This is a genomic window from Robinsoniella peoriensis (assembly GCF_000797495.1).
In the GTDB taxonomy this organism is placed as follows: Bacteria; Bacillota; Clostridia; order Lachnospirales; family Lachnospiraceae; genus Robinsoniella; species Robinsoniella peoriensis.
The window spans coordinates 101,682-121,949 of record NZ_JTGN01000018.1 but is presented as its reverse complement, the minus strand read 5'-3'; the positions used below and the strand labels follow the sequence as shown (position 1 = coordinate 121,949).

Genomic DNA, 20,268 nt, shown 5'->3' with positions numbered 1-20,268 from the left:
CCTTTTCGACTTTTTATACCCTTAAAGCATAATCTTTATTTTTTTAATTGCCTTCTGCTCCATCTGATCCACCCGCAGAACCACGCCATCCGCTTTTAATTCCGGATGAGTTCCATCTTTCGGGATAAATCCAAGATGTTCTACCATATACCCGGACATCGTATCATAATTTTCTGTTTCCAGTTTCAGGTGCAATTTATCATTTAAATCATCTACCAGCATTTGTCCATCTACTACATATGTTTTCTCATCAACCTGAACAAATTCAGGCTCTTCTTCCTCATATCCATTATTGATCTCGCCCATTACTTCTTCAACCAGATCTTCTACTGTAACGATACCTGAGAATCCGCCGTATTCATCAATTAAGATCGCCATATGATTTTTCTTCGTCTGCAGGTCACGGAATAATTCATCCGTATTCTTAGACTCCGGTACGAAATATGGCTCCTGCATTATCTCTTCTACCTTTACACCGGTAAAAGTGCTTTCCTTGGCTGCCAATATGAAATCCTTCATATGCAGAACACCGATAATATTGTCAATATCTTCTTTATAGACTGGTATTTTGGAATGTCTGCTGGATAACAGCTCATCCACATAGTCTTCCAGCGGCTCGTCTATATCAATTGCATAAACTGCTTTTCTGGGAACCATAACATCCTTTGCTATTTTATCATCAAAAGAAAAAATCGATGTTATCATTTCCTTTTCAATTTCATTAAACACACCTTGTTCACTGCCTGATTCTAATAAGGCCTTGATTTCCTCCTCCGACACACGCTCTTCTATATTCTCTGTTTTCATACCAGCTAATCGTAATATGAAATTCGTAGACAGAGACAAAAGCTTAATAAACGGCGCCATTACCTTTGATACAATGTAGATCGGTTTTACTGTCCATAAACTAAAGGCTTCCGCTTTCTGCAAAGCTATTCTTTTCGGTACCAGTTCCCCCAATACAAGGGTTACAAAAGAAAGTAAAATAGTAACAATAACAAGTGCGATGGTTTCGCTGAATGGGACGTTGAACTTGCTCATCCATCCTCCCAGAATCTTCGAAATACCGGATGCTGCTGATGCACTGGAGAAGAAGTTTGCAAAAGTAATCACTACCTGAATCGTAGATAAGAACTTTGTGGAATCCTCCATCAGTCTGAGTATCAAAACTGCTTTCTTGTTACCGTTCTCAGCAAGACGTTTGATCTTGTTCTTATTGACAGATACCACTGCCATCTCAGCTCCTGCAAAGAACGCATTTACAAATGTTAAAAACACCAAAAATAATAGTTGCAGTGCAATCTGTGTCGCACCAGGGTCAGGGTCTAAATCCATGATATAATTCCTCCTAAAAAATTTTAGTCCGATTATATCATAGGATATTCACCCTGCACAACTATATAATAGAAAATTAATAGATTTAACAAAAATTTTATCTTTCACTAATATACAGATTTACTTTTTGCAAAATGGTATTTACTGCATCCTCTACGGAAACATTATCCTTTACGCATCGTTTCACCTGCTCAAATACGGTTTCTTTAATTACATTATCAGACAGCGGTCCTTTATCCAGAGACTCTACAAAACCTTTAAAGGTATTAATTTCTTCATCGGTAGGCCACTCAATATCCAGGGAGACCATTTCCCCCGTCTGGCTACTTCCACTGCTTAAGCTTCCTAACCCTTTTGCCGGTTTGTCGTTAATCACTGTATCAAATGCAGCTTTATTTACCGGGAATCCCCCTCCCTGATTGACAATCTGAGATTCTTTGGACAAAAGGAAAGATGCAAATTTCCCAGCCTGCTCCGGCGCTGTACTTTTACTGCTGATTCCGATAACCGTCCCCGGTACATATACATTCTTTGACTGCCCATTCAGCAATCCATAAGTTTCTCCATCTATCTGCTTGATTGAGGAAACCACCATAGCCAAATCGTTCATAGACATAATATTTCCAATGCTGATTCCCATACTGTCATCCATTCTGCCCATACTTCCCATAGAAACACTTAAGAAAGAACTTGCCGTTGAATTTTTAATGTCTTCTTCCACATAGGTATCGACCTGATCCTGACTGTGGTCCTCCAGATCATAGAGACGCTTGAATTGTGTAACAAACTCTGTCAGTGCATCCTTATCCAGGGTTCCGTCCTCTTTTTCCCATGCAGGTGAGCTTACATTATATAACGGTTCCAATGCCAGGTCTACCATGGACATCTGAGAGAGTACTCTCATATAGCTCTTTTCATTCTTCATTTTTTCAGCCTGATCTGCAAGGGATTTCAGATCTACTGCCGCATCAACCGTCTCTTTAGTGGACTGAATTGCCGGTATCTGGAATCTGCTTGGAACAGCATAGATTTTTCCATCACTTTCATAGGTATTCTTAATGTTTTCAATAAATCCCTCTTCAGAGGAAATCGGTTCCAGCACACTGCCAAGGTCTGTCAATATTCCTTTTTCTATATACGACTGAATTGGCATTCCGTCCAGAAGAAGCAGATCCGGTCCTTTCCCCGCCAGGATATTTGTATTTAATGTACGGAGTGCATCGGATGTATTTACTGCATCATCCCCCGACAATCCAACTTCCAGCGTCACACAGGTATCCGGATACTTCTTTTGGAAGAGGGCTATTGCCTGGCGGATTTCAGGATTATCCCGTAGTGTATAGGCCTTTATCTCATTACTTGGTACGGCTGGTGTATCCTTTGAGTACACATAACGCAATAATTTATATTCGCTTCCATCCATGCAGGCAACCAGGAAAGAGTCATCATCCATGGATGCCATGGACACCAGTCCCGTGCTGGGGCTTCCAAGGGAATTCAACTCTCCATTCATAATCTGTTCTGCTATGCTTCCCCCAATGGTATGGCTATAGAAACCATTGGAATTGCAGTAGTATACCGACTCTCCTTCTTTCCCTTTTTGGAACAACACCGACTTTGTACTGGAACTGCCCTCCAACTGTCCCGGGGAGTCTTTTCCCACTATCTGCTCATCCAGAACTTTATCCTTATCCATCAGTTTACCAGTTGTGATATCATAAAGCTGCACCTCATCCGTAGTTACTACAAGAAGTACGTTTCCTGCAGTTCCAATGGTTATGGGAGAGGTACCCTTTGCGAACTCTTGTGCCACAGTTCCTTTTTCTGTATCTATTAAAAATACGCCCTTGCTTCCCATTGCCAGCAGTTTACCGTCTTCCGTAAAGCTTACATCGGACAGGTTTGCCTGGGCATTTGCTTCTGCTCCGCCAAATAATTGGTCAAATACTTTTACATTTCCATCTTTGTCGGCATACAAGGGCTGGAAACTGCCATCTTCCGAATATTTTACAGCTCCAATCGCACCATCCGGTGACAAAGCCATATGATATAAATAAGCCACATCATCGTTCAGAATATCTGCCGGGAAATCCGACACTTTTTCCCAGGTCTTTCCCACATCTTTGGAATTCCATATCTCCCTGCTGCCTGCTTCATTGCTAATCGCCATATTCACACTTCCGTCTGTCTGCCTGCATATATCCAGTATCATAGCTGTTCCCTCAGGCAATGCCGCATCTTCTTCCAGATAGCGTCCCATCGCACCTGCTTCTGAACCAGTTGAAGTATTGGTTCCGGATGCTGACTCACTTCCCCCTTGTGTATCCGATACACTATCGGTACCACTCTGGCATCCTGCTAGCGGTATAGCCGCCAGACCCGCCGCCATTGTCAGACATATTCCCTTTTTTAAAAAACCTCTCATTGTTATTCCTCCTCATAATGGTATTAATTTGTTTTGATGGAGCCAGAATAGCATACTTTTCTCTAGCTACTCTCTAAAAATTAAAACTTAATGATTCTTAAGTTATTTTCTGCTTTATTTTAATACAATTCATATTATAATAGGATCAGGAGGCGAAATGTTATGAGAATATTAATAATTGAAGATGATTTAATTTTATGTGATTCATTAAAATACCAGTTAGAACACGAGGGCATCTCTGTGGATGTCTGCCACGACGGGGAGTCCGGACTTCGCTATATACGTGAAAATGTCCATGATCTTATTCTGCTGGACCGTATGCTCCCTTTAATGGACGGTACTGCCGTTCTGAAGAAAGTGCGTTCGGAGCAAATATCCACACCTCTGATTCTGGTGACTGCACTGGGTGATTTACATGACCGTGTGCAGGGGCTGGATCTTGGAGCCGATGATTATATTGTAAAACCCTTTGCATTTGAAGAGTTAATGGCAAGAATCCGCTGCATCAGCAGAAGGCCTGCAGGCTGGAATGAAAACAAACCCCTTACCTATGGAGATATCTCTTATGATGCGTCACAGAAAAAACTCTCACGGGGAGAACTGACCTGTGCCCTGTCACGTCGGGAGGGTGACCTGCTGGAGGCTTTTTTAAATAATTCGGGTAAAATTCTTCCCCGTATGACCCTGTTAACCCGCGTCTGGGGACCGGATGCCTCTGTGGAGGAAGGGAATCTGGATAATTATATCCATCTCCTGCGAAGGCGTCTTACCAGTGTCAGCAGCACACTTACCCTGAAAACGATCCGTGGGATCGGATATAGCCTGGAGGATACAAATGTTTAGAAAATTACACCGTCAAATGACACTTTTCTGTACTATGGTGACCGGACTCATCCTGGTCGCCATGTCCTGCATCTGTCTGACCATAGCTGAATCCGGCATCAGAGATATCAGTTATTCCTCTTTTATAAATAACATAAATTCACTCTACTCTTATCTTGAGAACCAATCAGTCATTACTCATACCTGGATTACTCAGATGGAATACAATTACCATATACAGCTGGATATAAAAGACACCGGAAACAATCTGGTATTCGACTCCCTGAATCCATCTCCCGCTGCCGAAAAGCTAACTGCCCAGGCAAACGAAACTGCTTTGCAGACCTTCGGACTGGATATTGACAATTTTGGAAAAAACAGTGTGCTGTCCAAACATGAAGAATTTAAAATGACAGGAGAGGATGGAGAACTTTATTATGCCTCGGTAGCTCTGATTCCCAAAGACAGCGGTTATCTTAGTATAACTGCCATCTCTCCTTTTACCTCCCAGAAATCTCAGATCTTTCGCCAACGTATGCTTATTGTACTCGTTGATCTGTGCGCTATTATACTTCTCGGTATTTTTTCCTGGCTCTTTACACGCCATATGATTCGCCCATTAAAAGAAAACCGGGAAAAGCAGGTACAATTCGTCGCTTCTGCATCCCACGAGCTCCGCTCTCCCCTCACGGTTATTACAAGCAGTCTGTCCGCACTGAAAATTGCAGGCAAAGAGGATGCCATACGATTTATCCACGCAATGGAATCAGAAGCGGCCCGTATGGCAAGGCTGATCAATGACATGCTTACCCTTGCAAATGCAGATGCCAGAAACTGGACCATTCAGCGGGAGCCCACGGAACTTGACACACTGGTTTTAGAAACTTATGAAAAATTCGAGCCCCAGGCTTTGGATAAGAATATGGATTTTGCCTTTCATATTCCAGAGCAGTCGATTCCCCCGCTTCTCTGTGATCCGGGACGGATTGGTCAGATTCTGTCCATACTGCTGGACAATGCTTTCTCCTATACTCCTGAAGGCGGAAAAGTGAGTATTTCCCTTACATTTGGTTCCGGCAAGTTCCAGATTGCTGTGACCGACAGCGGTCCCGGCATCGCGGATGAGAATAAAAAAGCGGTGTTTGACCGGTTTTACCGGGTAGATGCATCCCATAAAGATAAGGAGCACTTTGGACTTGGTCTCTGTATTGCAAAGGAAATAATAAAACTGCATAAAGGAAGGATCTGGATTGAGGATGCCCCAGGAGGCGGGACAAGCATTATGATACTGCTGCCTGTTACCTCATAAAACCTGACATCATGCATCCGCCCTTTGCTCCGGCGCGGATTACCTCCTGTATATTGTCCGGTGATATCCCCCCAATGGCATAAACCGGAATACTTACTTTTTGGCAAACTTCTTCTAGAAATGCAAGCCCCCGCCCGGGAATTCCTTTTTTACAGTCCGTCTGAAAAATGTGCCCTGCGATCAAATATCCGGCACCCAGAAGCTGTGCTTCTTCTGCTTCTGGGGCACTGTGAACCGACACCCCCACCGCCTGAAACTCTCCCAGTACAGTACTGTGTAAATTACAGGTGCTGCCTGCTCCGGTATTCACTCTTTGCTGTACTGTATTTCCTGTATATTTCCTGAGCATCTCCATAGAGATCTGCACTTCCGGATTCTGCAGTTTTTGAGCGGTTTCTATAAACTGATTGATTACCAGCGGTTTCCCATACTCCTGACAGATCTCTTTGCATTTTTCTGCCAGTGCTTCATAATCATCGGAAGAAAGATCTTTCTCCCGCAATACAATTTTCTCTATCTCCTGCCTATCCGCCAGTTCCCTTATCTTCGTTAAGAAATTTCCTGTACAAAGTTTTCTGTTGGTTATACACAAATACATCTTCTGCCTCCCGGGTTTTCCACAATTGAGATTATATATACTACACGCCCCCTGCATAAAACCTGTAAACATGCATTTTGTCCCTGTATTACACTCTGATATAATCCACATAGACAGGCTGCAGTCCCTGGGCAATAATTGCCCGCTTCACGTCTTCTACATTTCTGGGGTCTGATATTTCGAACTGTTCATCGCCTTTTGCCTCTTCTCCATGCCCTCCAACGCTTACCTTTACCCCCGCTGATATCTTAGTGGCGCACATACCAATGACATGATCCCGGAAGCCTTCCCTTTCCCGGGTAGAAATGGTTATCCCTGCAAATGGCATGAACAGGCGATATGCCAGCATGACCTGAAGCAGCTGGGTTTCGTGAACATCTTTGGGATTGATCTTGTCATTATTAATAATTGGACGAAGCCTTGGCGGAGAAAAAGCAATCTCCGCATGGGGATATTTCTGCTGAACCAGATAGGCATGCATTCCGGTTGCAAACGCATCCTTACGAAAATCATCCAATCCTAAAAGGGCGCCAAAGGCTACGGAACGCATTCCTCCTTTCAGGGCTCTTTCCTGGGCATGAAAGCGATATGGATAAATACGCTTGGGACCGCTTAAATGGAGCCGTTCATACCTTATGGGATTGTAGGTCTCCTGATAGACACAGACGTAATCTGCACCGCAGGTATGCAGATATTCGTACTCGTCCGTATTCAAAGGATAAATTTCAACCCCCACTAAGGCAAAATACCTGGCTGCTATCCTGACTGCCTCTCCAATATAGTTTACATCAGATGCCTTTCTGGATTCTCCTGTTAATAGTAAAATATCCTGTAATCCGGTGGATGCGATATTCTTTAATTCCTCTTCTATTTCTTCCATGGAAAGTTTTCCCCGTAGAATTCGGTTTTTACAATTATAACCACAGTAAATGCAGTTATTTTCACAATAATTTGCAATATACAATGGAGTAAAAAGTGAAACTGCATTTCCAAAATGCTTTCCCGTCTCTGCCTTTCCTTTTCTCGCCATCTCTTCTAAAAAGGGTTCTGCCGCCGGTGAAAGAAGCGCCGCAAAATCTTCGGGAAGCAGGCTTTCCTTTGCCAGCGCCAGTTTTACATCTTTGGCGGTGTAAGCTTCATAATCATATAAATTGACCTTTTCCAGAACCTTATCCATAATATCGGATTGTAAATCTTCCATTCCCGGCTGATATTCCATATGGTTTGTCTCTTCCGTGATAAACCTGCCGGATCTAATACCGGAGAACCCTGCTTTGGGATAGTCCGGTTTCTTCTCATTTTCTGTACTCAAACACACTCTAGTTTCCTTTCTTTCATTCGAAATCTTAAGTTGCAAGCTGCCAGAGCATTCATATTTAATTAAAGCAATTTTCAAATGCTCTCTGATTCTATCATATTCATACGTGCTCTAATCCTGTAAAAATCCGGTCAATGGACTGGATGCTTCCGCCATCTGTTCCAATACCCGGCCTGGTCCTGCCAGATATGCCATTCTTCCTGATATTACCGCCAGCTTGAATGCTGCTGCCATCTGTGCCACATCTCCTGCCGTTGCAATTGCGGTATTTGCCATAATGGCGTCTACCCCCATTTCCATTGCCTCACATGCCTGGGAAGGCCTTCCGATTCCGGCGTCAACGATGATCGGCAGGTCAATTTCTTCCACCAGCATTTTGATAAATTCCCTGGTACACAGACCCTTGTTGCTTCCAATTGGAGCTCCCAGAGGCATAATAGCTGCTGCTCCTGCATTTACCATATCTCTGGCTGCATTTAAGTCCGGGTACATATAGGGCATTACAATAAATCCTTCCTTTGCCAGTACTTCTGTTGCTTTGATTGTCTCATAATTATCCGGAAGCAGATATTTGGAGTCGTGCACAACCTCAATTTTTACAAAGTCACCGCAGCCGATTTCCCTTGCCAGACGTGCAATGCGGACCGCCTCTTCCGCCGATCTGGCACCGGATGTATTTGGCAGTAAGGTAATGCCTTCCGGCATATAGTCCAGGATGTTTTCTTCCCCGCCTACATTGGCACGGCGAAGTGCCAGTGTAGCCATTTCCACTCCTCCATTTTTAATAACTGCATTGGTCATCTCTAATGAAAATTTGCCTGATCCCAGAATAAACCTGGATTCAAAGGCATGACCGCCTATGATTAATTTATCTTCCATTTCTGTATCCTTTTCCTTTCGAAACATTTATGATGAACCTGTATTCCTGCGTTTGCCGCAGATTTTCTATTGATGCAGATCTCGCACTATACTTCCGTGATTCCAAGTATCAGACGCAGAACCATATTGGCCTGATGTCCGGCACACACCTGGACTCTGGGTGCCATCAGCCCTCTTCCTTCCTTTGCTTCATTTTCCATATCCCCGCACACATAGAGCCTTGACATCTTACGCACGGTCTTTATTTCATTGGCACTGTCATATCCGGCCATCCCGGATGCGGAAACGATTGTGGATTCCGGGAGTTCCATCAGTACCGCATTTACCAGAGCCGCCTTGGCTTCCGGCCTGTCAAATGCTTCACATATAATGGGATATTCCTCAAATATACCCGCCGCATTTTGTGAGGTTACCCTTCTGTCTATTGTCTCTACCTGGATAAAAGGATTGATCTGGGCAATCTGTTCTTTTAATGCCTCTGTTTTCTTCTTACCCAGATGGGAAACCAGATAGTTCTGGCGGTTTAAGTTACTCGGTTCTACTACATCAAAATCTACCAGCAAAAGCTTCCCTACGCCTGTCCTTGCAAGCATCACCGCAATGTGAGATCCCAGGCCGCCCAGTCCCGCTACTGCGACACAGGCATTGTTCACTTTTTCCCAGACCCCGGGGGTATGCCTGGATGCCATCATGGCCTCCAGCTCCTCTTGCCCCGGCAGCACCCCTCTATGTATAAAAAACACCTCATCCATCTCTTTTAATGTTCTTGTCCCACTGATGAATTCTTCTATGGGAACAGAAAAACCATTTAAGATTACGATATCCTCTTCTTTGCCGTACTGTCCTTTTAATTCCGCCAGGGTATTGCACTGAATTTTGGTGATCTTTCCATTTAATTTTATCTGCATTGCTCAACCTCCGCCTACGAAACTGACGATTTCCAGGCAGTCCGCATCATTTAAAACAATGCCTGCAAATTTCCCTTTTGGTACGATTACTCCATTTAATTCTACAGCGATTCTGGAAAGATTATAATTTTTTTCTATCAGAAATTCTTCCAGCGTTATCGTTTTTATTAGTTCTGCTGTCTGGCCATTTATTTTCATGATTTATATCCCGTCCTGTTTCTTTATTCCCACAGCAGCGCGGCAAGCGAACCTGCCTATATGTAAATTGGGAGACTGCCGTGAGGATCTAATATAAATTTTTACTTTTCCGTACAGAATTCTACCTTTTTGCCTTCCAGGATCATATTTGTAGTTCGGACTGCACACATTTTTCCGCACATGGAACAGGTATGGCGGTCCGCCGGAGGCGTGCTTTCAAAATACTCTTTTGCCTTCTTTCCATCAATTGCGATGTCAAACATTTCATCCCAGTCCATCTTATGCCTTGCTTCTGCCATACGGTTATCAATATCTCTGGCTCCTTTGATTCCTTTGGCAATATCTGCTGCATGGGCTGCGATCTTGCTGGCTACAATGCCTTCTCTTACATCACTCACATCCGGCAGGCGCAGGTGTTCCGCCGGAGTAACATAACATAAGAAATCCGCTCCGTTTGCAGCCGCTATTGCGCCTCCGATTGCGGATGTAATATGATCATACCCCGGTGCAATATCCGTTACCAGAGGTCCCAGAACATAGAATGGGGCATTATGGCAGATTCTCTTTTCCATTTTCATATTTGCAGCAATCTCATCCATTGCCATATGTCCCGGCCCCTCTACTAATACCTGCACATCCTTTTCCCATGCCCATTTAGTCAGGTTGCCGATTTCTATTAACTCCGCAATCTGTCCCGCATCGGAACTGTCTGCAATGCATCCCGGACGCAGAGCATCTCCGATACTGATTGTCACATCATGTTCCCGCAGTATATCCAGCACTTCATCATAGTATTCAAAGAATGGATTTTCGTTTCCCGTCATTTCCATCCAGGCGAACAACAGGGAACCTCCTCTGGAAACAATATTCATTTTCCGTCCTGCCCTGCGGAAGCTCTCCACCGCTCTGCGGTTTAATCCGGCATGGATAGTAACAAAATCAACGCCTTCTCTTGCATGTGCTTCTACCACTCTTAAAAAATCCTTTGCCGTGATCTCTAACAAATCTTTCTCTAAATAACCAATGGCATCATACATCGGTACCGACCCAATCATTGCCGGAGACATCTCAATTAATTTTTCCCGGAAGTCATGTGTTTTTCCATAATTACTCAGGTCCATGATTGCTTCTGCTCCAAAATCAATTGCCATCTGCACCTTTTTCAATTCCCGGTCATAATCCTTACTGTCCCCTGAAATTCCCAGATTTACATTTATCTTAGTGCGAAGTCCGCTTCCGATTCCCTCCGGAGAGAGAGAGGTGTGATGTACATTAGCCGGAATTACTGCCTGTCCGGATGCCACCAGTTCCATTAATTTGGGAACCTCCATTTCTTCTTTTGCCGCTACAATCTCCAACTGCGGTGTTACAATTCCTTTCTTTGCTGCTTCCATCTGCGTGTAATATGCGCGCATTTGCTGTTCCTCCTTATGTGTTTGTATTAACGAATAGCAAATGCCTGGTTTATTGCATGAAAAAAGACAGGTAATTGCTTACCTGCCAGTTCACTCTGTTTTTCATAAAAAAATGTTCACTAAAAAGTGAACATCCAACTATTACTCATCGAATGCTCCCTACCACAGTGTTAACTGTCAGGTTCAAAGGGTTAGATATATACATATCAATCTCAACTATTATTAGTTCCCCTGCATAGCTATTCAGTTAGTGTTATTATAGGCGTGTGGGATTTAAATGTCAATAGGGGGGGATGAATCTTTTCGTCCTGTGAAATTAAAATAAAGGCCGAAATCCACCTAGTGTAATTTCAGCCCTTATTTTATAAGCACAGAACGGGATATCACTAATTTAGAAATAATCGGAAAAATATGGTTTTCCCACCGGTATTAGCCGTTCTAATATCTGTACCATATAATATTCCATATCAAGCCTGTCATTTTCATACAGATACGAAGGCCTTTTGTATCCCATTAACATTGTGGTCAGAGTTTGTATATCTAACTCTACGATATTCGTAAGCGGCAGATCATTTTCCTGATCACAATATGTCTTCTGATCCTTCCAGTAAATCTGAAAATCTCCTTCATTCCAGGGCGCCATATTATCATGAACAATTAAATGAATATGAAAGTCTTCCGGCATTACCTGAAATGGATACTGCAGAATGAATTCCCGGACATCTACAATCCTTGCCATAATATAAGGTGCAATGGTCTCGGTGATTTCACTGTCTTCCAGAAGAAAAGCAAGGGGTTCCCCAGTATAATTATATCCTTTTACTTCAGTAATCATAGAAAAATGAGAACTGATATAATTCCAGATTCCATGTCTTGCTTCTATATTCAGATAGAGAATTTCTTTGACATTAAATACTTCATTTTCAATAGAATATACGATATACCCCAGCGGTTTATGCTCTTCACTGTAATAGATTGCCGCAATGACATCATCGGATTCCCAGCGCCAGTATTCTTCCCATGCCAGATCGTCCCTGATTAAAGCTCCGTGTCTTTGGACTGCAAAGTACCGGTAAACGTTCTTTAAGTCTTCATGATCCCATTCTACTCTTTCTACCATACCGGGAACGGGTTGCTTCTTGGGCAGCTGTGTATCCTTAATGCTGAACTTAATCTGATCTGATACAATTTCCCACCCCTTTTTCCTGTAGAAAGGAATAGAGTATGGATACAAAAATGAAACAGACTGCTTTTCTTCCCTCATGTGCTCCAGAATTTTCAGCATCAGGGTATGAATCAATCCTCTGCCGGCATATTCAGGATAGGTAGCAACCCCTGTAATCCCTCCCATCTTATAGATCTCTCCATAGACATTCACTTCCATGGGGTATACTACTATCTGGGATGCCAGTTTATCTTTATGAAAATAGCCCAGTATATAGGACTGCTTTAATATTGGTGCTTTTGCACGCTGGATTTCATCTTCTTCCCAACCTGACTTTAGTAACTCATCTCCTGTAACCTGAAATACATAGCGAAGCAGCGCATTAAACTCCTCCAGATCGCTGTCCTTTAACTGCCGCATTTGAAACATATCTTCGTTTTTCATCTTTCCTCCAAGAAATTGTCAAAACTTATCTTATATATATATAGCGTGTCTTTATATCTTTTTTATTCTAACACAGGGAAATGTAATTGTCCAATCTACGTTAGAACTTCAGATTCACCGTCATTCTCACCGGCTGATGATCTGTATTCTCAAAACCTACGTCAACTACATCCGCCGTTTCTACCATTATATTTTCAGAAACAATGAATCCATCCAGAGCATATACCTGGGAAGTATCATACGAACCGGTATACGGTGCATCCAGCAGACGGCAGGTAGGTGCTGAATCATCAATAACAAAGCGGAAACCTTCCGGAAGGCTGTCTTCATCCATTTTGGGCGGTACCCATCCATCTTTATTCCAGATTGGATACTTGGCTACCGAAGAAAAGGTCTGATTAAAATCACCTCCGGCAATCACATAATTTCCCTTTTGATACTCTTCTTCCAAAACCTGTGCCAGCAGCGCACTCTGCGCCTTCTTCCCTGCCCCATCGTCATAAGCCTCCAGATGGAGATTTACAAGTACAAGCTCTTTGTCTGAGTCCTCGAAAGGTATCCTGGTCGTCAACAGACACCTCTTTAAATTACATGTTTTCACCGGCCAGGAAAAAGACTCCGGCAGTGCTATACGGCTGGCTTCTGCTGCCCCCAGCTGCGTATATGTTGCGACGCCCGATTCCACATGTCCGATGAACGGCAGCGGATAAGGAACAAAGTCACATTTAAAATTATAGGCAAACATATTTCCCATCCCAAGTTCTTCTCTGTAAAATGCTGTCTGATCCTGGTAGTAGGAACGTTTTGAATAAATGTCCACTTCCTGAAGAAAATAGACATCCGCCGCATTCTCTTTTAATGTCTGGGAAATTGCCTCCATATTTGCCAGTACCTCTTCTTTTTTATCCGGCATCACCTTCGTACCACCGTCCATAAAGAAATCCTGGGTTTTATCTAAACCGGCATATCCGGTATTCCATGTCAGGAATGTTAGTTTATCGGATACCGAAAGCTTCCTGCTTCCCTTGGGAACTTCTACTTTTTCATTCTTCTTTGGTCTGTATTCCCTTACAGTAAGGTAAATTACACCGGCTGCTCCTATCAGAAATACCACCGCCATTACACCAATAATCACTTTTAAAATCATTTTTGCCATTTTCACACCGATAACGCATCCCGTTCTTACCTGGGATACGGCCACAAATCATACAGGTTGAAGAAATCACAGCGTGGCTTCCTTTCCATTCATATTTTTCTGCAACCCTGACATCCTACTGCCTGCATTTCACTTCAATCCATACAGTATCCGATACTTGCTTTTTCTTCTATTCTATCATATGCAGAAAGAGAAAGCGAGATTTCCTTAAATATCAGACAGCACGTTTAAACGGGCATCCATTTCCCACAAAAATAACAGTACCCGTACAGCTCGCGCAATTAACAGTTAATTACGCAATGCAGTACGGGTACTGCCACTTTTCCTTTACTTGTCCAGCGGTAAGCAGTTCCAGAATTGCTGCTGCACAAATTCCTTTAAATGATCCTGCGAATCTGTTCGCAGTAATACTGTACATTTTCAAATATGGCATCCGGGGCAATTCGATGATCCGGGCAGGGAATGTATCCCCCCAGTTCTATCAGCGGCTTCAGTCTCTCTATCTCTGCATCTATGGCTTTATAATCTCTGGCAAATATGGTTTTATTCATACCTCCAACACCGCGAATCTGTTTTCCATATTTTGCTCTCCATGGCTCTATGGACGCATTCCACGTGCCTACTTCAATGGGAAACATAGTATTGACGCCATTTTCCAGCCAGGTAGGTATCAGGGAATCAATCAAACCGTCACAATCCACTGAAACTATGGTTACGCCATATTGTTTTAACAGCTCTGTTGTCTTTTTATAATGAGGACCTACGTACTCATCAAACACACCGGGTATCACCAGCGGACCATTTTTAAAACAGATATCTTCCCAGTAATGGGCATAATCAAACTTTGCTCCGGATTCCAGCGCCGCTTTGACCCAGTTGTAAGACAGCCCTGCCATGGTATCGATTATTTCTGCATACAGCTCTTCGTCATCCATATATAAGTAGCTTAACTGCTCTACCCCCAGCAGATCCCTCATCCTGCCAAGCAGCGAACCGCAGTGTATTGCAACGGGAACCTCACGCCCGGAGGTATCCTGCAGTGATTTCAACAGGCTTTCATCCATACGTTCCTTAGACCATTGCAGACGGGGAAGATAATGTTCTTCCCATGCCTGACGGTCGGTCATTGAGGTTCCAATCTCTGCTGGTATGGAAACTGTCCCCGGTTTTTCCAGTACAATCAGCCCCAGCTCATCCCGGATGATCCTGGAGCCATCCGGCCTTTCTTCCATTACCTCCACTTCAAATCTTGGATAGATGTCCACCTGGCATCCTACGCAGGAGTTCCAGTTAAAATCAAACCCAAGTTTTTTCATCACACTTTTATCAGCCTCAGAATTGTCCCCAAACTTCCGGTAACCTTCTGCTTCTTCTCTGGTAATATGTCCCTCCGCTGCCCATTTGTCCAGCGTTTCCACCCAGTACCCAAAGGACACCACCGGCATATTTTCATAAGGCTTGTAATTTAGAATCGCCATAATATTTTCTCTGTAATTCATTGCCGCCACCCCATTTCTTCTTTTTCATCCTGATAAAAATTCAATTTAAGACACGTTCTAATGCATTTTCTAAGTCTTCCATCAGATTATCCACACCTTCTAAACCGCAATGGATACGTATCAGCCCCCGGTCATGATCTGACAGATTTAAAAATTTTATTTCCTCTTCCGTTGCCGTATACAGCGGACAGAGGGCAAGACTTTCAAATCCTCCCCAGGAACAGCCTTTTCCAAATAATTTTAATTTGTTAATTACTTTTACCGCTTCCTCGGGGGAATCCTTCAGCACAAAACTTAGTAATCCTGTGTGTCCTTTCTGCTGTTTTTCGATTAACTCCCGCTGGGGATGGGACGGCAGACCGGTATAATAGACGCGTTCCACTCTTTCATGCTTCTCCAGATATTCTGCAATTATCTGTGCCGTCCTGCCATGTTCTGCCACTCTGAGTGCCATAGTCCGAAGTCCCCGGATTGCAAGCCAGGCTTCCATGGGTCCCATATTAGCTCCAAAAAGCTCACGGACGGTGAACTGGATTTCGATCATAAGTTCTTCATCTGCAGATGTGAGAATACCGCCCATAATGTCACTGTGCCCACCGATATATTTGGTAAGGGTATGCATAACCAGATCAATCCCCAGATCCAGCGGTTTCTGATAAAGCGGCGTGCAGTATGTATTGTCAATATACGTTTTCACCCCATGCTTTTTTGCAATTGCTGCTACGCCTGCGATATCAACCACAGTAAAGACAAAGGTAGCCGGGCTTTCTATCATAATCAGATCTGTTTCCGGCAGGATTGCCTTTTCCAGTTCATCCAGGCTCTCTCCTGACCAATAAGTAACAGACATATTCAGCTTAGGAATCATATACCGGTTTAAAATATTCTTTACAGGCCCGTATACATCCCGCATACAGATTATATGGCTTCCTGCTTTACAGGTTGCCAGAATCGCTGCTGATGTTGCCGCCATCCCGCTTCCAAAAGCTGCCGCCCGGCATCCATGCTCTAATGCAGCCACCTTTTCTTCCAGAATATGCACGGTAGGGTTCGAAACTCTTCCGTATTTAAATTCTCCTTTCTTAGAAGCATCACATCCGGCATATTCCTCAAACGTGGGAAATACATGCAGGGAATTCATAAAAACAGGCGGGATTACTGCATTTAAATATTTATCGTATTCATCGCCTAAATGGGTCATGCTTAACAGGTCATCCATCATAATGTCTCCTTCTGGTCCGCCGGATTCACCATGCTGTACAGCTGTATATCCAGCTCAATAATTTTCCGATAGATTTTAATTACTTCTTTTACATTTCTTGCTCTCATCATCCGGACCATATCCAGATGGTAAGGGATGGTATCTAAAATAGTCTGATTTGTTTCATTGACCACACCCTCACACAGATGGAAATAAACATCGTTATATTCACCAAATACATGGATCATATTTTCCACCAGATTGATCATTTCCTTATTACCGTAAGACTCTAATAAAATTTTGTGGAACAGGTTGTCCAGTTCCTGCGGGAAGATTCCGTTATCACACATAGTTATCATCTGTTTTGCAATGTGTTCCAATTGCGATAATACCTCTTCTGATATCACCGGGGTGATCTTTTTCAGCATATACTCTTCCAGAACGGTCTTAATCTCAAACTGTTCGAAAAAATTCCTTTTCTGGATTTTAAACATCATGGATTTGTCAGAGACTTCACCAATCACAAAGGAGCCTCTGCCTGCTTCCACACTTAACAGTCCCTGATTTTCTAACTCACGTATTGCTTCACGCACCGATGACCGGCTTACCCCCCACATCACGGCTAATTCCCGCTCACTTGGAAGTTTTTCCCCTATGCCTATTTTATTTTCCGTAATGTATTCACATATGCTGTCCGCAATTCTTGAATATAACAATCTTGTCGAACCTAATTGTGCAATATTCGTCTTTAATTTAGCCACACTACATACTCCTTTACTAATCTTATTATGACAATTATAACTGTATTTTACTTAGATTCATTATATAAGAACTGCCAACGCTATTCAACCAAAACCACCTGCCAGTTGCAGGTATTTACCAATATATCCCTACCTTCCCCCATATTCCGGAAGGAAGTGGCTCTGCTATCATTTCACGTTCTCTCCAGTTATAGACCCGCTCCCTGCGGCAGCGGTTTAATGCCGCGGTAGAATAGGGCCATTCACTTATAACAGGTTCAGGATAATCCATTTCCGGGTATTTGGGATCTATCGCCCTGTTTATCAAAAGGTTCGAAACTCTGACCTCCAGAGTATTGCTACCCTCTTTCAGGTATTTTAAAATATTCATTTTATAGGGACGTTTAATAAATGTTCCTGCTTCCTGTCCGTTTACAAAAATGCCTGCCGTTTCACCGATATGCTCAAACTGCAGCTCTGCCATGCCCGTTTCCTGCATCCGGTTCCATTTTTCTTTTTCTATAGAAACCTCTTTGCAGTATATTCCTTCTCCGGAATAGTAACGGAGGCTTTCTTCATTTTCCCAGCTCTCCAATTCATCGTAGTGCTTTGTAAAACAGCCGCTATCTGCGGAAAACTTCCAATCTTCGGACAGATCCAGGGAGAATTCCTTTTTATGTTCTTTCTGAACCGGAGTTTCATCTTCCATTTCAACCGAAAATACAAAGATTAGGGACTGGAAAGCTTCAAATTCAAGTTCCACTATGGTATCCGCCCCATCTTTCTGTTTGCTGCGAATACCTTTTTCCTGTCCAGTCAAAGGATCAAAAACATAAAAGTTATTTTTCTGGTCGGAAAATCTTATCTTTTCCTGTTTGTTCCCGGCGCTGATATTGGACAGAAAATAAATATCTGTGACTCCGTCTTCCTGATGTACATAACCGATTTCTTCCTTATTATAATATACCTTTACATCGGGGACTAAATTACGGGTCAGTTCCGTTATCAAATCATCATCATTTTTCTCCGTAATAATTAACTGTCCAGCCTCTTGCATCTCTTCCATTATATGTTGGATTTTTCCGGTGTTTTCCTGATAAGATAGTAATCCGCAGGAGCGGGCGGGAGCAGGCCCTTTACAGATGATTTTTTTTCCGCTGTCTGCAAATTCCTGCAGCTTATAAACTGTCTGCAGGGGCATCCGCTCACATTCCAGGAGCACGAGGATTTCGTAATTATAATCCATCCAGCGCTCCACGGCATCATCGTTTACATAGTCGAACCAAAATCCTTCCTTATGAATGCGGTCTGCAGTCCTGGTGGTTATCCGCTCTTCTAATTTCATACACATATGAATATCCGACAGTGGATTCTCCGCCCAGATATCAGACTGTGGAAGATAAACTGCCAGCTTTACTTTCGTCTTTCCACGGCGCAGGAAATCACATACCCGGTTGAAATAGACACTTAAGGGTTTGTAATATTTCCACCAGGTATTCGTATGGTTGATCTGGGATGAAGCGTAAAATGGCCATCCCAGTTCATTTTCATTTTCAGGACTGTAGGAGTATCCATGATTCACAATCTGATTCATGCCGTCTAAAAAAATGCTGTCTGCAGCAGCTTTGATATTTTCAAGGGTAACCACAAATCTGGGAAACCGAAGCCAGGTAAAGGACTCGTTAGAGATAATTTTTTTACCATAGACATGTCCTGCAGAAGATGCCAGTTTTCTGTGAACCGTATTGACTTCATACCGGTCAAAGGCGGAAAAGGTTTCCCCTTCGGGTATATCGGCGGCACCATATGCCTGAAGAATATCCCCCCAGGATCCATGAGCCTGTATTCTGGAAAGGGCTCCTTTTTCATGGCACCATTTCGTCATCTCCCGGAAAAAATTCTCTACCGTTAATTCTGCCATGGTCTTCTGGAAATCATAGCGAACCAGGTCCGTCATTCCCTGCACCTCTCCCCAGAGAGCATAAACCAGCGGACGCAATTCGTAACCTCTTCTTTTTCGGAATTCATCATAGATAATATCTGTCCAGTTGTGTCCGAATACTTCTATGGAATCACAGAAAAAGGACTGAATCTTCCCCTTTCCTACAGCATTCACAATCGGGTCGCCCCCATGTTCAAAGAATAATCTGGCGGAATCCTTCCGGTTGTGGTCTATAATCAGTCCATCGCCTCCCGGAAGGGGCTTTAATACGGTCTGACGTTTATCGCTGGATACCATTACCACAATCTTATAATTTCCTTCCGGGACGGTTACTTTTTCCAGCTGCTTTCCCCAGGACCATTCAAACAGAGGCTTATCCATGATTTTATCGGTAATATCGACAATTGATTCCGGTACCATCTGACTGTCTTCCATACGCCCCATAATACAGGCTGCAGCCTCGCCATACAGTCTCGTAGTGAAGTCGTATGTTAATTCACAGGGTCCTTTCACATCTATGGTATAGGGTATCACCGTAGGCCCGCTTAACTCAACGGGAACAAAAGGTCCTCCGAACGGCCAGGATGAGCCTAAGGTGAGGTCAAATTTCATATTTCGTTTATTCGCCTCTTCACAGGCAAATTTAATCAATTCAAGAAATTCAGGGGATAAATAGGTACAATTTTTTAACCCGTTATCTTTATCATCTGCTGTAACCGGATAGAGTATCTGAAGTTCCACTCCGCCCATCCGGGCATCTTTCATAAAATCCAATTCCCGTATCAATTCGTCCTTTTTTACTGCACAACCGTACCACCACCATCTGGTATAACCTCTTGTATCTTCTCTGGGATGCAGTATCTGATGTTCCACTTGCGCTCTTTTTTTTAACCCCATAATTTTCTCCCTTAAGT

The 20,268-nt window shown here is 43.2% G+C and carries 16 protein-coding genes and 1 riboswitch; of the genes, 2 read left to right on the top strand and 14 right to left on the bottom strand.

Annotation, left to right across the window (positions count from 1 at the left end; translation table 11 throughout):
- Positions 1-21: 21 nt before the first annotated feature.
- The gene (locus QR40_RS26200) at positions 22-1,335 is read right to left on the bottom strand and encodes a hemolysin family protein (RefSeq protein WP_044297493.1); all 1,314 of its coding nucleotides are present in this window, start codon (positions 1,333-1,335) and stop codon (positions 22-24) included.
- Positions 1,336-1,432: 97 nt separating this feature from the next.
- Positions 1,433-3,760 (bottom strand): extracellular solute-binding protein, encoded by a 2,328-nt coding sequence (locus QR40_RS26195; RefSeq protein ID WP_044297492.1) that lies wholly within the window; start codon positions 3,758-3,760, stop codon positions 1,433-1,435.
- A 162-nt stretch (positions 3,761-3,922) separates the two neighbouring features.
- Between QR40_RS26195 and QR40_RS26190 the strand changes: the two genes are divergently transcribed.
- Positions 3,923-4,603 carry a response regulator transcription factor gene (locus tag QR40_RS26190; RefSeq protein ID WP_027294981.1) on the top strand — a complete coding sequence of 227 codons (681 nt, stop codon included), beginning with the start codon at positions 3,923-3,925 and terminating at the stop codon, positions 4,601-4,603.
- Positions 4,596-5,891 (top strand): sensor histidine kinase, encoded by a 1,296-nt coding sequence (locus QR40_RS26185; protein WP_044297491.1) that lies wholly within the window; start codon positions 4,596-4,598, stop codon positions 5,889-5,891. Before QR40_RS26190 ends, QR40_RS26185 begins: the two co-directional genes overlap by 8 nt.
- On the opposite strand, the gene QR40_RS26180 is transcribed toward QR40_RS26185, so the two are convergent.
- The 12 genes from QR40_RS26180 to QR40_RS26125 all read right to left on the bottom strand — a co-directional run bounded on the left by QR40_RS26180 (position 5,881) and on the right by QR40_RS26125 (position 20,251).
- Positions 5,881-6,489 carry a thiamine phosphate synthase gene (locus QR40_RS26180; RefSeq protein ID WP_044297490.1) on the bottom strand — a complete coding sequence of 203 codons (609 nt, stop codon included), beginning with the start codon at positions 6,487-6,489 and terminating at the stop codon, positions 5,881-5,883. The two genes, QR40_RS26185 and QR40_RS26180, sit on opposite strands and share 11 nt — an antisense overlap.
- 88 nt (positions 6,490-6,577) lie before the next feature.
- Positions 6,578-7,708, bottom strand: coding sequence for a 2-iminoacetate synthase ThiH (gene thiH / locus QR40_RS26175; RefSeq protein WP_044297515.1), 1,131 nt, complete (start codon positions 7,706-7,708; stop codon positions 6,578-6,580).
- Between the two features lie 210 nt (positions 7,709-7,918).
- Positions 7,919-8,713 (bottom strand): thiazole synthase, encoded by a 795-nt coding sequence (locus QR40_RS26170; protein ID WP_330373902.1) that lies wholly within the window; start codon positions 8,711-8,713, stop codon positions 7,919-7,921.
- Positions 8,714-8,772: 59 nt separating this feature from the next.
- Positions 8,773-9,594, bottom strand: a complete 822-nt coding sequence (thiF, locus tag QR40_RS26165) for a sulfur carrier protein ThiS adenylyltransferase ThiF (protein ID WP_044297489.1) — start codon at positions 9,592-9,594, stop codon at positions 8,773-8,775.
- 3 nt (positions 9,595-9,597) lie between these two features.
- Positions 9,598-9,792: a sulfur carrier protein ThiS gene (gene thiS, locus QR40_RS26160; RefSeq protein ID WP_197041680.1), complete on the bottom strand. Its 195-nt coding sequence runs from the start codon at positions 9,790-9,792 to the stop codon at positions 9,598-9,600.
- A 101-nt stretch (positions 9,793-9,893) separates the two neighbouring features.
- Positions 9,894-11,207, bottom strand: coding sequence for a phosphomethylpyrimidine synthase ThiC (gene thiC, locus QR40_RS26155; protein WP_027294988.1), 1,314 nt, complete (start codon positions 11,205-11,207; stop codon positions 9,894-9,896).
- Positions 11,208-11,346: 139 nt separating this feature from the next.
- Positions 11,347-11,450, bottom strand: a riboswitch (TPP riboswitch).
- Positions 11,451-11,598: 148 nt separating this feature from the next.
- Positions 11,599-12,816 (bottom strand): GNAT family N-acetyltransferase, encoded by a 1,218-nt coding sequence (locus QR40_RS26150; protein WP_027294989.1) that lies wholly within the window; start codon positions 12,814-12,816, stop codon positions 11,599-11,601.
- A 100-nt stretch (positions 12,817-12,916) separates the two neighbouring features.
- Positions 12,917-14,017 (bottom strand): endonuclease/exonuclease/phosphatase family protein, encoded by a 1,101-nt coding sequence (locus QR40_RS26145; protein ID WP_330373900.1) that lies wholly within the window; start codon positions 14,015-14,017, stop codon positions 12,917-12,919.
- 332 nt (positions 14,018-14,349) lie between these two features.
- Positions 14,350-15,471 carry a uroporphyrinogen decarboxylase family protein gene (locus tag QR40_RS26140; RefSeq protein ID WP_044297488.1) on the bottom strand — a complete coding sequence of 374 codons (1,122 nt, stop codon included), beginning with the start codon at positions 15,469-15,471 and terminating at the stop codon, positions 14,350-14,352.
- A 40-nt stretch (positions 15,472-15,511) separates the two neighbouring features.
- On the bottom strand, positions 15,512-16,693 hold the full coding sequence (locus tag QR40_RS26135; RefSeq protein ID WP_027294992.1) for a trans-sulfuration enzyme family protein: 1,182 nt from the start codon (positions 16,691-16,693) through the stop codon (positions 15,512-15,514).
- Positions 16,690-17,433 (bottom strand): FadR/GntR family transcriptional regulator, encoded by a 744-nt coding sequence (locus QR40_RS26130; RefSeq protein WP_052377877.1) that lies wholly within the window; start codon positions 17,431-17,433, stop codon positions 16,690-16,692. The genes QR40_RS26135 and QR40_RS26130 overlap by 4 nt, the downstream gene beginning before the upstream one ends.
- A gap of 115 nt (positions 17,434-17,548) precedes the next feature.
- Positions 17,549-20,251 (bottom strand): glycosyl hydrolase, encoded by a 2,703-nt coding sequence (locus tag QR40_RS26125; protein ID WP_242858585.1) that lies wholly within the window; start codon positions 20,249-20,251, stop codon positions 17,549-17,551.
- Between the last annotated feature and the right edge of the window lie 17 nt (positions 20,252-20,268).

Coding starts and splice junctions, on each gene's coding strand:
- QR40_RS26150 (WP_027294989.1), bottom strand. CDS start 12,816: ATGAAAAACGAAGATATGTTTCAAATGCGGCAGTTAAAGGACAGCGAT.
- QR40_RS26180 (WP_044297490.1), bottom strand. CDS start 6,489: ATGTATTTGTGTATAACCAACAGAAAACTTTGTACAGGAAATTTCTTA.
- QR40_RS26170 (WP_330373902.1), bottom strand. CDS start 8,713: ATGTTTCGAAAGGAAAAGGATACAGAAATGGAAGATAAATTAATCATA.
- thiH (WP_044297515.1), bottom strand. CDS start 7,708: ATGGAATATCAGCCGGGAATGGAAGATTTACAATCCGATATTATGGAT.
- thiS (WP_197041680.1), bottom strand. CDS start 9,792: ATGAAAATAAATGGCCAGACAGCAGAACTAATAAAAACGATAACGCTG.
- QR40_RS26185 (WP_044297491.1), top strand. CDS start 4,596: ATGTTTAGAAAATTACACCGTCAAATGACACTTTTCTGTACTATGGTG.
- QR40_RS26195 (WP_044297492.1), bottom strand. CDS start 3,760: ATGAGAGGTTTTTTAAAAAAGGGAATATGTCTGACAATGGCGGCGGGT.
- QR40_RS26190 (WP_027294981.1), top strand. CDS start 3,923: ATGAGAATATTAATAATTGAAGATGATTTAATTTTATGTGATTCATTA.
- QR40_RS26125 (WP_242858585.1), bottom strand. CDS start 20,251: ATGGGGTTAAAAAAAAGAGCGCAAGTGGAACATCAGATACTGCATCCC.
- thiC (WP_027294988.1), bottom strand. CDS start 11,207: ATGCGCGCATATTACACGCAGATGGAAGCAGCAAAGAAAGGAATTGTA.
- QR40_RS26200 (WP_044297493.1), bottom strand. CDS start 1,335: ATGGATTTAGACCCTGACCCTGGTGCGACACAGATTGCACTGCAACTA.
- thiF (WP_044297489.1), bottom strand. CDS start 9,594: ATGCAGATAAAATTAAATGGAAAGATCACCAAAATTCAGTGCAATACC.
- QR40_RS26140 (WP_044297488.1), bottom strand. CDS start 15,471: ATGAATTACAGAGAAAATATTATGGCGATTCTAAATTACAAGCCTTAT.
- QR40_RS26135 (WP_027294992.1), bottom strand. CDS start 16,693: ATGATGGATGACCTGTTAAGCATGACCCATTTAGGCGATGAATACGAT.